At 65.2% G+C, this 13,583-nt stretch carries 6 protein-coding genes; 4 read left to right on the top strand and 2 right to left on the bottom strand.

The genetic code is table 11. The features are described from left to right. Window positions 1-135: 135 nt before the first annotated feature. The 3 genes from U5C87_RS03610 to U5C87_RS03600 all read left to right on the top strand — a co-directional run bounded on the left by U5C87_RS03610 (window position 136) and on the right by U5C87_RS03600 (window position 9,984). Window positions 136-2,103, top strand: a complete 1,968-nt coding sequence (locus U5C87_RS03610) for a site-specific DNA-methyltransferase (protein ID WP_330475279.1) — start codon at window positions 136-138, stop codon at window positions 2,101-2,103. Beyond that, window positions 2,087-4,885, top strand: coding sequence for a restriction endonuclease (locus U5C87_RS03605; protein ID WP_330475278.1), 2,799 nt, complete (start codon window positions 2,087-2,089; stop codon window positions 4,883-4,885). The genes U5C87_RS03610 and U5C87_RS03605 overlap by 17 nt, the downstream gene beginning before the upstream one ends. Window positions 4,886-6,519: 1,634 nt before the next feature. Then, window positions 6,520-9,984, top strand: coding sequence for a TM0106 family RecB-like putative nuclease (locus U5C87_RS03600; protein ID WP_330475277.1), 3,465 nt, complete (start codon window positions 6,520-6,522; stop codon window positions 9,982-9,984). A 649-nt stretch (window positions 9,985-10,633) separates the two neighbouring features. Here the strand turns inward: U5C87_RS03600 and U5C87_RS03595 are convergent. Together U5C87_RS03595 and U5C87_RS03590 are read right to left on the bottom strand one after the other, a co-directional pair. Beyond that, on the bottom strand, window positions 10,634-11,335 hold the full coding sequence (locus U5C87_RS03595; protein WP_330475276.1) for a response regulator transcription factor: 702 nt from the start codon (window positions 11,333-11,335) through the stop codon (window positions 10,634-10,636). Further along, a complete protein-coding gene (locus tag U5C87_RS03590; RefSeq protein WP_330475275.1) occupies window positions 11,323-12,687 on the bottom strand; it encodes a sensor histidine kinase in 1,365 nt (454 codons plus the stop codon). The genes U5C87_RS03595 and U5C87_RS03590 overlap by 13 nt, the downstream gene beginning before the upstream one ends. A gap of 172 nt (window positions 12,688-12,859) precedes the next feature. Here U5C87_RS03590 and U5C87_RS03585 point away from each other — a divergent pair, with 172 nt between their 5' ends. Further along, on the top strand, window positions 12,860-13,513 hold the full coding sequence (locus U5C87_RS03585) for a DUF4352 domain-containing protein (protein WP_330475274.1): 654 nt from the start codon (window positions 12,860-12,862) through the stop codon (window positions 13,511-13,513). The last annotated feature ends 70 nt before the right edge of the window (window positions 13,514-13,583 follow it).

Raw genomic sequence — 13,583 nt, 5'->3', positions numbered from 1 at the left:
CCATGGCGGTACAAACCACGCCGACGGCTGTGGAGGGAATCTTCGCTCGTGTCGGTCGTCGTCGGTAGGGTTCCTGTCGAGCCAGAGCCGACTCTTTCGTCTGGTTTTTGCCAGATCGAGGACCAAGGTAGGGGTATGACAGACGTTTCACAGGTGCCAGGCGCTACACCTGACCCGCAGCAGGAGTTGCTGTCCGTGCTGGCGGAGTTGGTTCCTGGGGCCTTCCCCGACGGCAGGCTGGACGCAGGTCTCTTGCTCGATGCGCTAGGTGCTTCGCACACATCTGGAGCGTCGTTCTCGTTCACCTGGCCGGGTATCGAAGTCGCCCGAGCGCACGCCCGCGCGGCCACGACGGCGACGCTAATACCTGACCCCGACGCTTCGTTGAATTGGGACACGGCCCGCGACGTCTTGATAGAAGGCGACAACCTGCAGGTACTAAAACTGCTCAAGTCTGGCTACAGCGGCGCGGCCAAGCTGATCTACATCGACCCGCCTTACAACACCGGCGACACCTTCACCTACAACGACGACTACTCGATCCCAGAGAGTGAGTACCTCCGCACCTCGGGACAAGTCGACGAACAGGGCAACATCACCACGAGCAAGCTGGAAAAAGCCGGCAAGAAGCACGCGCCGTGGCTCACGATGATGTTCCCGCGGCTTGCTGTGGCACGGCACCTACTCAAGCGCGACGGCGTGATCCTCGTGTCGATCGACAACAACGAAGTCCATCATCTCCGACTGCTTCTCGACGCAGTCTTCGGCGCCGCCAATTTCGTCGACATGTTCACCTGGCGGGGCGCACGAAAGGGTGACGCTAAGCTGACCGGTGGCGGCCAAGACTACATCCTCGTCTACGCCCGTGATCGGGCGTGGCTCAAGGCCAACGACGTCCGTTGGCGGGAGCGCAAGGAGGGCCTTGGGCCGATCTACGCCAAGGTCGATGAGCTGCGTGCCCAGCATGGCACCGATTACGCAGCCATGACCAAGAACCTGCGGGACTGGTACAAGTCACTGTCGGATGAGAACCCGTCGAAGGCTCATGCCCACTACAACCGGGTAGACGAGCGTGGCATCTGGTTTCCGGACAACATCTCAAGCCCGAACTACCGGGAGAACCTTGTCTATGACTGGAAGGGATACAGCCCCCCAGACAACGGATGGCGCTACGAGAAGGCCAAGATGGCAGAGTTGGACGCCGACGGTCGCCTGATCTACCCCAAGAACAAGTCCAAGCGTGTCCAGATCAAGGCCTACCTCCACATGCGCGAGCACTGGGCACCACCCTCGGTGTTCTATCGCGACCGCCGTGCCGCATCGACTGCCCTGGACGAGCTGATGGGTGCCAAGGTGTTCGACGACCCGAAGAGCACCGACGTGCTCGCGCGCCTTATACACTCGCTCACCGGCGACGGTGATCTCGTCATCGACTTCTTCGCCGGCTCTGGCTCCACGGGCCATGCAGTGTGGGAGCAGAACCCGAAAGACGGGAAGACCCGCACCTGGGTGCTCGTGCAGGTGCCGGAGAAGCCCGACGATTCGGAGGAATCCGGGAAGAACGCCCGGAAGGCCGGCTACGAGACCATCTTCGAGGTGACCGCCGAGCGTCTTCGGCGTCAGGCGAAGGCCATAGGTGACGACTTGCTGGGCTTTCGGGTGTTCCGTTTGCGCAAGACCAACCTGGTCATCGAGAAGCCGATCGTTGCGACGACTGGGATGACTGGACAGGAGTACGTGCAAGAGGCGCTCGTCGTCGCACAAGCATCGCCCGTGGCGATTGGTGCTCCTGACATGGCCGTCGCATGGGAAACAGTGCTCAAGGCAACCGGAACCCGGCTAGATGCCAGAGTTGTCACCCACGATGTCGACGGGATCGTCGCCTTCGAGTTCACACCAGCTGACGATGCAGGCACTGGCCGACTATTCGTCTCGCTTGACGCGTTCACGGTGGAGACCGCCGACAAGCTCAATCTGTCGCCTGACGATACGCTCATCCTGCGTGGCGACAAGGTCGACGATGCCACCACCCTGACGCTCGCGCCACGCCTGCAGAAGAACCTTGTGCTCCTCGAGCGGGTGGCCCGTGAAGTTTCGCTTTGAGGACCAGCCACATCAGGCGGCCGCGATCAAGGCGGTCACGGACCTCTTTGATGGTGCGCTGACGCCTCCACTCGGCGGACTCGCCGGTCAGCCGCCGGGAGCAAACGGTCACGCCGGCTTCACACTCGAACGCGACACGCTCAGCGACCAACTGGCGGTCGTGACCGAACGTGAGGAAGGCGTCGACAAGCAGAGTGGTCTAGAGCTCCTGGAGGTCGACGACGACCTGCAAGGCGCGTCGCGCGACTTTCCTAACTTCTCGGTCGAGATGGAGACGGGCACCGGCAAGACCTACGTCTACATTGCGACCGCGCTGCAGATGGCGCAGACCCACGGCCTGCGCAAGTTCGTCATCCTCGTCCACTCGGTCGCGATCCGCGCCGGAGTCGTCAAGACTTTCGAGCAGACCGAGGAGCACTTCCGCGCCAAGTTCCCGGGGCTGCAGTACCGCTGGGGTGTGCTCGGCGAAGGGCCGGCGCTCGATGACTTCCTCGAGCCAAGTAGCACCGTCCAGTTCCTCGTCGCCAGCGTTCAGGCTATCGACAAGCCCGACACCGGCGTCGTCTATCAGGAGGCCGAGCAGCCGCAGTTGTGGGGCGAGTCGGGCAGTGGCATGAACTCGATCTCCAACGCTCGCCCAGTGGTGATCGTCGATGAGCCGCAGAACTTCAAGACAGACCTGCGCAAGAAGGCAATCGCCACGCTCAACCCGCTCGTCGCGCTCCGGTACAGCGCCACCCACGCTGAGAAGTTCAACCTCGTGCACCGGCTCGGGCCGAAGGCTGCGACCGAGCTTGGCCTCGTCAAGAGGGTCTCGGTGAAGGGCATCTCTCCCGGCGATTCCGGCAAGCCCTACCTGCGCGTCGACAAGGTGCGGCAAAAGGCGAAACGGCTCTTCGGCGACGTGATGATCGACATAAACTCGGCCGACAGTCCAAAGCGAACATCCGTCGTGCTCCAGAATGGAGACGATCTCTACGAGATCTCGAAGGGGCTCGCTCCATACCGCGGCATGGTGGTCGATCGGTTCGAGCGCAAGCCTGACCGCATCGTGTTTGAGAACGGCACGGTTCTCAGGGTTGGCGAAGAGATAGGGGTTGACCGGCTCGCCCTCTGGCAGGACCAGATACGCCACACCATCCGAGCCCACATCCATCGTCAGGACCAGATCGACGGCATGGGCTACGACGTGAAGGTGCTCTCGCTATTCTTCGTCGAGCGCGTCGCCGACTACTGGCCGGTTGAGGAGCAGCCGGCGCCGGTGCTTCCGAGCATGTTCGACCAGCTGTACCGCGAGGAATGGCAGCGCGCGGGCAAAGATGGTGATCTTTGCCCGGATCCGGCGACCCTGCGAGTGCACTATTTCCCGTCAACGAAGTCGGGCATTTACAAGGACGCCAATGGCGGCTCTGCCAAGGCACAGGAGGAGCAGGCGCGCGCCTTTGAAGAGATTGTTGCCAACAAGGAACTCATCCTCACTAAGGACAACCCGCGCGCCTTCATCTTCTCCCACTCCGCACTCAAGGAGGGCTGGGACAACCCCAACGTCTTCCAGGTCGGCTTTCTGCGGCACAGCAGTTCTGAGGTCGAGCGACGCCAACAGATCGGGCGCGGGCTCCGTCTCCCCGTCGACGAGGACGGTCGCCGAGTTACAGACCCGACCATGTGCCGCCTGACTTTGGTCGTCGACGAGACGTTCAGCGAGTTCCGCGAAGGACTCAATCGGGAGTACGTCGCCGGAGGTTCCGGGCCAGGCCCTGCCCCAGATGACGCGGACAACACCGTCACGGTGCGCCGTCGTAACGACAAGTTCCTCAGCCCGGAGTTCAAGGAGCTGTGGGAACGTATTCGATACAAGGCCCGGTACCGCGTAACCATCGACGCGGCAGTCCTTTCAAACGCCGTTGCTGCGTCCGAGCATCTTAAAGCCATCGAATACTTGGCCAAGCGTCGGAACATCGTCCAGTCGGCCGAACTCGTCTATGACGACGCGGGCAAGGTCGTTACGACTGACACCGAAGTCGCAGAGAGCGCAGGCATGTCGATCACCATCGTCGGCCAGCGGCTGCCAGATCTGGCTCGTCTCATCGAGGACCAACTCATCTCCACCAAATTCCCGCTGCAGCTCACGCGCCCAACCGTGGCTGCGATCATCGCCGCCATCCCGAGCGAGCTTCAGGCTCGCGCGATCCATGATCCCGAGCGCTGGGCTCGCATCGTGGCTCTCGCCATCCGCGCCGTCACGATCGAAGAGATGGTCAAGCACATCGGCTACGAGCCCGACGCCGAGAAGGACTGGTGGGACGCCGAGGTCGTCTTCCTCGAGACCGAAGAACTGAACCCGGCGCCTCCTCGCGGGGGAGTCGAACCGAAGAACGGCGTTGTTCCGGCACCCGAGGGCGGCACTAACCTCTTCGATCACGTCATCTATGACAGCCACGTCGAACGGGACTTTGCCACCCAACTTGAGAACAACACGGATCACATCAAGTTCTTCACGAAGTTGCCACGCCGCTTCAAGGTGCGCACACCGGTCGGGGAGTACTCACCGGACTGGGCGATCGTCTACGACTCTGACGGCACCGAGCGCCTCTTTCTCTTGCGCGAGACCAAAGGCACGACCAGCCTCGACGATCTCGAATGGGACGAGGCCATGCGAATCCGCTTCGCTCGTCGCCACTTCGAGAAGGCGCCGGTCGGTCCAGTCGACTACTACTTCACGACAGCGGAGGCAGGACTCCGCGTCGACGTCGAATGGACGGACGGTCAGGGGCACGCGTAATGGTGCGCTTCGGGTTGGACGGGAAGAGGTCTATCTGACGCCGGATTTAGCGTGCCTTCGAATCGCTTTGCATGACCCCGAGTCAATCCACCAGGACTGGGTCTAGACGGATGACCTGCGCCGGCCGGTCAAGCAGGTCATGGCCCTCGCGACAGGACTCGTACGAACGGGCTTCGAAACGCAGAACAGCTGTCACCTGCTGGCCAAGCTTGGCTTCCAAGTAGGCGGCAGCGCCGCGATGCCAGCGGGCAGCCTGGCGTGGGCTTAACCTCCCAGAAGAGCGACCGTCGGGATCGATTGTCCTGGATTCCGAGGCTCCCCGGAATTGCCAACATTGACGCACGATCCTGGCCTCTACGGACCCGACTTCCAATCGACGACGCGGGCCTCGGCACGCTCTACGTCGGGGAGTCAAAGTCCCTGACTCGTCGAGCCAGCAACTACCGCAAATGCCGAGACCGACTGCTCTACCCAGCGCACCAGCCGCGCATCCACAAGGAACTCGTCGAGCGCCTTCCGCGCGGTTGCACCATCGAGTTCGCCATCAACACCGAAGTGCGCAGTAACAACGCCACCGTCGACTTCCGCCGCGCGGCAGCGCGTCGCTTCGCGGAGAACGTGGCCGTCTTTATCGCTTAGACCACTCCGGGAACTCGTGCTCTGAACGTGGACGACGAGCTCACGAACAGGGCAGATTAGAACGTCTCATGAGGCTAGTATCCGCGCGTCAGCAATGCTGCCCTTTGAACTCGCGATCCGCGGAGTCGTGCCTCGTTGTCAAAAGCCTCAAGATGCCGCCGGCGTGCTCATGAAGGAGTGCCAGCTGCTCGTCGGACACCCGGCCGACTGGTGTCATAACCAGGACGAGCGGCAGGTGCCCGCGAGAGGAGAGTTGCACGGTGAACGCCTGTACTCGCGAGTCGTTCGTGGCCGGTAATGTGAGCGTGCACCAGCCATAGACAGCGCGCAGACTATCGTGGTACCCGGCTCGGACGACCAGAACCTTGGCGCACGCCTGGCTGACGGCATCGGACAGTCGGCCGCACCAGCCTATCGAGGGCGCCCCTTGATTAGCGGGCTCGCGGGTCGCCCAAGCCAGTTCGTGGTCCAAAATAGGAAAGGTGCTTCCAAGCGTGCTCGTCACGGTCGGCGGCCGCTGGTGTGAAGCCGGAGGCCCGAGGGCACACCAATGTGCCCTTCCCCCTCCTCGTATTCATAGCGGCTCATCAGTGCACCCTGAGAACGATGCGCTCCGGTGGACCTGCTTCTGGTCCAGCAGTGTGAGCTGACAGGCGCCGTGGGCGTCGGTCAGCTTGATGACCAGCTGGCGGGTCAGGTCGAGGCTGAAGTTGATGGTCGCCGTCTCGCAGCTCCTGACCTTGAGGTCGGTGCCTTGGACGTCCCGTCGATATAGCTAGCGCTATATCTGGCGTTGACCCCGGGTCTAGGTCGCCTTGGCCGCATCGCTGCATTTGAAGATCGCCACGAGTGAATCGTGGCACCTCGACCGACTCGAAGGCTCAAACCGTCCGGCCGAGGAGGTAAGCACGCACGAATTGGGCTCTTGTGGGGGCGAACCTCTGTGGATGTCAGTCGGCGGAACTACAGTCTGGAGTCCAGCGAAGGGAGTGCCTGTGTTCCTCTCGAACAGCGACATCCTGTGGTCGGCCAGCGACCTCACTAAGGCAGCGGAGTGTGAGTTCTCCCTGCTCCGTCAGCTCGACGTGAAGCTGGGACGAATGCCCGTGCCCGAGGCTGTCGGTGACCCCCTCATGGACCGGATCGCCGAGATCGGCCTTGAGCACGAAGCTCGCGAGCTGGCCCGCCTCAGCAAGGGTCTGACGCCCTATGACGTGGCCACGGGCGGTGGCGTCTGCCTCATCGACTATCCAAAGCCTTATACGCCTGCGCTGCTTGCCGAGCGTCGCGACGAGACCCTCGCCGCACTCGAGGCTGGAGCCGACCTGGTCTGCCAAGCGGCGTTCTTCGACGGCAGCTTCCACGGGTTCGCTGACTTCCTCGTGCGCGACGACAACGCCTACCGCGTGTGTGACGCCAAGCTCTCTCGCCACGAGCGGCCCAAGGCCCTCCTCCAGCTCGCGGCATACGCCGAACAGCTCACCGCGGCCGGCATCCCGCTGACTGACGACGTCGAGCTGCTGCTCGGCAACGGCCGTCAAGTCAGGTTCCCATTGCGCGATCTGGCGCCGGTGTTCCGGGAGCGCCGGCGGCGTCTGCTGGACCTTCTTCACGGGCACCAGGCAGCGGAGTCGCCGGCCAAGTGGGGTGACCCGGGTGTTCTTGCGTGCGGCCGCTGCGAGGTCTGCAGCGAGGAGGTCGCAGCGGCCAACGACCTGCTGCGGGTCGCCGGGATGCGGATGACCCAACGGCGCAGGTTGATGGATGCCGGCATTACGACCATCGACCAATTGGTGGCTGCTAGCCCGGGCGTCGACGGCATCTCCGCCTCGACGTTCAGCACACTCCAGGCGCAGGCTGCTCTCCAGGTCGCCGGTGGCACTGAGGGAGCGCCCGTCACCGCCGACGTCTTCTGCCCCGACCACCTCGCCGTCATCCCTGCTTCGTCTCCTGGCGACCTATTCTTCGATTTCGAGGGTGACCCGATGTGGAACGACGGGAACCCCGACTGGTGGGGCCTGGAGTATCTCTTCGGTGTCACCGAGGTGCCCGAGCCCGGCGCGGATTCTCCGTTCACGCCGTTCTGGGCCCACGACCGAGCGCAGGAGAAACGCGCACTCGAGGACTTCATCGAGTTCGTCCGCGTCCGCCGCGAGAAGCATCCCGACCTGCACATCTACCACTACGCGGCGTACGAGAAGTCCGCACTCCTCCGGCTCGCGGCCAAGCACGCCACCTGCGAGGCCGCCGTCGACGAGCTGCTCTCCGCAGGCGTGCTGGTTGACCTGTACTCCGTCGTGCGTGGCGCGATTCGGGTCTCCGCCCCGTCCTACAGCATCAAGAAACTCGAGCCCCTCTACATGGGCGACGATCTGCGACAGGGCGATGTGACCGACGCGGCGGCATCGATCGTTGAGTACCACGCCTACTGCCAGTCCCGGGACAGCGGCGACGATGAGGGAGCCGCGAAGCTGCTGGCCGCAATTTGCGACTACAACCGCTACGACTGCGAGAGCACCCGCCAGCTGCGTGACTGGCTGCTCGGGCGGGCCGCCGAGCATGGGGTGACGCCGCGCGTCGCAGAGGTCGCGGAGACGAAGCCTTCCGAGCTTGAGTTGACGCAGCTCGAGGTCCAGCTGCGTGAAGGATTGTCCGAGACGGCTCGGACCCCGGACGAGCAGGCGCGGGCGATGCTTGCCGCAGCGATCGGCTATAACCGGCGCGAACACAAGCCTTTCTGGTGGGCCCACTTCCAGCGCCTCTCCTCGGCGCTGACCGACTGGCGCGATGAGCGCGACGTATTCGTTGTGGAGTCTGCCCACGTAATCACAAATTGGGCGAAGCCGACCCCGCGGTCGAATCCACATCGCCACGTGCGCCTTGTCGGCCACTGGGGCGCGGGCAGCGTGGTGCGAGACGGCGACCAGGTCAGCGCCGTCTACGCGAACCCCGTAGATGAAGCACACGACGTACCCGCCAACGCATCACTGGGCTGCTCGCGTAGCGGAGTCAGGGTCGTTTCCTCTGGGCATGACGTCGACGGCCGCGATGTTCTGGTGGTCGATGAGACGTTGACGAAGGATTGCGGGCCCTACGACCAGCTTCCCGATGCCGTCGTTCCCGGACCGCCGCCAGGCACTGGTGGGATCGACGCGGCTGTCCAGGAACTGGCCAAGGAAGTGCTCACGCGCGGACTGCACCCACAGCCCGGGCTCGACGTCCTGCGCCGCATGCCACCCCGCCTCGGTAGCGGATCCCTACCGCGCGGTGCGGGTTCGGTGGACGACATCTTCGACGCTGTGCGGGAAGTGGATCGCTCGTACGTTGCGATCCAGGGGCCGCCGGGCGCCGGCAAGACGTACGTCGGATCCCACGTCGTGGCTCGGTTGGTGCGCGACCATGGATGGAAGGTCGGGGTCGTCGCGCAGGGCCACGCGGTTGTGGAGCACATGCTCGACGCGATCGTGCAGGCCGGGCTGCCTGGCTCAGTGGTCGCCAAAAAGGTTGGCGACGTCGCTGGGTCCCGCGCCTGGACCGGGATCAAGGACAGCGGCTACGCGAAGTTCCTAGAGGAGAACGCGGCCGGCTGCGTGGTCGGTGGCACCACGTGGGACTTCGTCAACACTAAGCGGATAGACCGGGGCTCGCTGGATCTCTTGGTCATCGACGAGGCCGGTCAGTTCTCGCTCGCGCACACACTGGCCGTCTCGGTGGCCGCGAAGAGGCTGCTTCTGCTTGGTGACCCTCAGCAATTGCCGCAGGTCATTCAAGGCGTCCACCCCGAGCCCGTTAACGACTCAGCGTTGGGATGGCTCATCGGTGGGCACGCAACGCTACCTGAGAACTTCGGCTATTTCCTCGACCTCACTTGGCGCATGCACCCTGACCTAGCTGAGAAGGACTCGAAGCTCTCGTACGAGGGCCGGCTCCGAGCGCACCCTCGCACGGCCGCACGCGATCTAGTAGGCGTGGAGCCCGGCCTGCGCGTCGTACGTCTGGACCACCAAGACTGCTCCGTCGAGTCCATCGCGGAAGCCGAAGAGGTGGTCCGCCAAGTCGAGAAGCTGATCGGTACACCCTGGACTGCGCCCGACTCTTTCGAGGGCACGCGACCGCTCATTGCCGAGGATTTCCTCGTCGTCGCGCCCTACAACGCACAAGTGCACGCGATTCGCCGGGCGCTGGACGAGCGTGGTTTCGCTGAGGTACTGGTCGGCACGGTCGACAAGTTCCAGGGCCGAGAAGCCGCCGTTGTTATCGTCTCGATGACTGCATCGTCGATTGCCGACGTACCGCGTGGCATTGACTTCCTGCTCGATCGCAACCGCGTCAACGTCGCGATCTCGCGGGCGCAGTGGCTGGCCGTTCTCATTCGCAGCGATCGCTTGACCCAGTTCCTGCCGACGTCCGCAACCGGACTGCTCCAGTTAGGGGCATTCGTCGGGCTGTGCGAGGAATGAGCGACGAACCCGGAACCCCTATGGGAGGTCGGCCAGGGAGATGCCAATCGGCAGTCAAGCAGTCGGCGTCATCCCACCCAAAAATGGGTGCGATGAACCACTCCCGCGCAACGGTTGCCCGTCGTGCTGGCAATCGTGTTGTCGCGAAGAGTCAGAGCATTCTCGGAGTAACTTGCGATTAGTCGGTGCAACTAAACCCGCCCGGCCAGCAGCTACAGCGGCGGTGCATGAGGAGGTTGTCCTCGTCTCCGCGGGGTATATGTGCAGGCCCGGGAAGCGGGCTTCTCCATGAAGCACCTCAGGCAGATCGCCCCCCGCCGCTCGAGCGGAGGGGCGGCGCGGGGACGATCCTGCACCTCGAGCGCCCGGGTCACGAGCGTCGGTGTCGCGTCCGCCGGGGCGTCGGCGTCCTAGTGCCGGTACCACTCCAGGCGTGACGGCGCCGCGTGCATCTCCCCCTATAGCCAGTCGTGGATCGGGGTGTTCCCGTAGGCGCGCAGCGACGCTTCAGCGCTTCAGCGCCGCCTCGACCAGTTTGCCAAGCATCGGCCAGACCGCCTTCAGGGGTCCGCCACCCTGGGGTGCAGGCAGGCAGGCAGGCAGGCCGAGTCGAGCAGCGCGCCCACACCTGACCGGCGGATAGCCGCCCTTACGACAACGACTGAGGACGGCCGCTATAAGCACGATCGGCGATGACTCCGGCTTGGACGCGGTTGTCGACGCCGAGCTTGGTGAAGGCGCTCTGCACGTGTGTCTTGACCGTCGTCTCGCTGACGTAGAGCTCCCGGGCTAGGTCGCCGTTCGAGAGTCCCCGCGCCAGCCCCGAGACGACGTCGCGCTCTCGCGCCGTCAGTGTCGCCATCAGTCGAACCGCTTCCGTGCGTTGAGCCGCAGCCGGGTCCTCACGCACCTGGGTGAAGAGCTGAGCGGCCGTCTTCGGTGACACGGCCCCGAGCCCGCCTGCCACGTTGCGGATGCCGCCGCAGATCTCCTCCGGCGATGCCGTCTTGAGCAGAAAGCCGTCAGCACCGGCGCGAATGGCCCGTTGAGCCACGTCGTCGTGGTCGAAGACGGTGAACATCAGCACCTTCGGCGCCTGAGGCCTTGCCTTGACCGCTGCGATCGTCTCGATGCCGCCCATCCGGGCCATGCGGACGTCGAGCACGATCACGTCGGGGCGGTGCGCTTGCACCGCGGCGACGACCTCGTCGCCGTCGCTCACCTCAGCCACGACCTCGAGGTCCGACGCCGCGCCGAGCATGTGCCGCAGGCCCATCCGCACCATCGGGTCATCGTCCACGAGCATCACGCGGATCGCGCGCTCCGAGCCGCCGGCGTTCACGTCGTCCATCGGATCCCCTTCGTCGTGTCGGCTTCGGGAGCGCGCCACGGCAGGCGGATCGACACCCGGAAGGCCGCGTCGGGGTCGACGCCGGCCTGCATGTCGCCGCTGTAGTGCTCCACCCGCTCGCGGATGCCCGTCAAGCCCATCCCGGCACGCGCACCGCCGTCGGCAACCGCTGCACCGTGTGGTCCCACGGGCGGTGGCAGGTGGTTGGCCGTCGCGATGACGAGGTGGCCCTCGGCCGGGCTGCCGGTCACGGACAGTCGCACGCTGACCGTCGAGGCGTGCTTGCGCGCGTTCGTCAGCAGCTCCTGGACGATCCGGTAGGCGGCCTGGGCGATGTGCGGGTCGAGTGCCTCGCCGTCCTCGACGTAGACGGTCGCGACCAGCGGCATGCCGGCTGTCACCGAGTCGTCGATGAGGGCTCGGACGTCGCGCAGCGTCTTGGTCGGCGCTGCGACGTCGGGGTCGTCGGAGCCGCGGAGCAGGTCGAGGAGGCTGTGTAGCTCCGCCACCGAACGTGCCGCCGTCTCGCGCACCACCTGCGCCGACTCCTTCATCTGCGCCGTGGCAGCGCGCGGCTCCGCTGCAGCGGTTTGCGCCTCCGCCGCCGAGGCGTCGGCCATCGCCTGCAAAGCACCGGCGTGCACGGAGAGGATCGACAGGTTGTGGCCGAGGCCGTCGTGGATCTCGCGCGCCAGCCGCTCGCGCTCGACCTGACGGGAGACCTGGTCCGCCAGCGACGAGACCACCTCACGCTCCTCGGCCACGACGACAGCTGCCGTCCGCAGCTGCGCCCTCGTCCGCAGCCAGGCACCGATGCCGACGAAGAGCGCCACGAGCACCACGGTGAGGACCACCACGACGAACCACCCGACGGGCTCACCGTCGGCCGCAAAGAGAGTGCCCCAGAACGAGACCGGCTGCGGCGTCCATCGCAGGTCGCGCGACACGGCCAGGAAGGTCGCCGCTACCACGAGCGCGGCCAGCTTGTAGGCGTCGGCAAGTGGCCGGCAGATCACGACCGACATCAGGCCGATGAGGGCAGCCGTCGGGCCGAGCTGGACGACCGTGGCGGCGCACCCGACGAGCGTCAGCACGACCGGCCACCGCTGCCGCCAGGCCACGGCGACCATGAGCGCCATCCCCAGCAGCGCGATGAACATGCCGACACCGCTCGCGGTGTCGGACATCGAGACCGGCAGTCCCTCGGCAGCCCGGCGACGACCGTCGAAGCCGCCCGACGCATACACCGCGTCCACGAGCAGAAGGAAGCCAAGCCCCACTGTGCGCAGCCGGCGCAGCCAGAGGTCGCGGCGCGAGAGGTCACGCACCCACGGGGGCAGGCTGGACGGCATACCCGAAAGGTAGGGCACGGTGCCGACCACGGCCTCCACCGACCGGGCAGATCGCCCGTCCCGATCTCATCCTTTCGGTCAGCCCGCTCGGTCCACTCGGCCGAGGCGGCCGCCGGCGTCCACGCGAGACGGTCTCCCCGCATACAGCAGACCGATCCCAGGGAGACACGCCATGAGCACCAACCAGCCGAACGACCCGACCCAGCAGCCCAACTGGCAGCCGCCGATGGTGCCCGCGCCGCCCGTCCCGGCGGCGCCGCGCAAGAGCTGGTTCGCCCGGCACAAGATCATCACGGGGCTGCTCGCCCTCGTCCTCATCGGCGTCGTCGCCAGCGCCGTCAACGGGGGAGGCTCGGGCTCGCCCACGACTACCTCGCCCTCAGCCGCCGGTGGACAGGGTGGCGACGCGCCCGCCGCGGACACCCCGGCCGCCGCGAAGGTCGGCCAGAAGGTCCGCGACGGCCAGTTCGAGTTCACCGTCACCAAGGTGCAGAAGGGCGTGAAGTCCGTCGGCGACCAGTACCTCAACGAGAAGGCACAGGGCCAGTTCGTCCTCGTCAACGTCACGGTGAGCAACATCGGCGACGCCGCGCAGACGCTCTCGGACTCCTCGCAGAAGGTGCGCGACGCCAAGGGGCGCGAGTTCTCCAGCGACACGGCGGCCGCGATCTACGTCAAGGACAACAAGGTCTTCCTCGAGGAGATCAACCCCGGCAACACGGTCAAGGCCACCCTCGTCTTCGACATGCCCAAGGGCACCGAGCCGGTCAGCATCGAGCTGCACGACTCGCCCTTCTCCGACGGCGTCACCGTCCAGCTGCGCTGAGCGGTCGTATGCCGTGTGGTGGGCGCCGCGTGGTGAGGGGGCGTGGCGCCCGCCATGGCACGAGCAGTTT

Source organism: Terrabacter sp. C0L_2 (assembly GCF_036352015.1).
In the GTDB taxonomy this organism is placed as follows: Bacteria; Actinomycetota; Actinomycetes; order Actinomycetales; family Dermatophilaceae; genus Terrabacter; species Terrabacter tumescens.
Note: the sequence above shows the minus strand (reverse complement) of the source record. Positions and strands in the feature narration are given on the sequence as shown.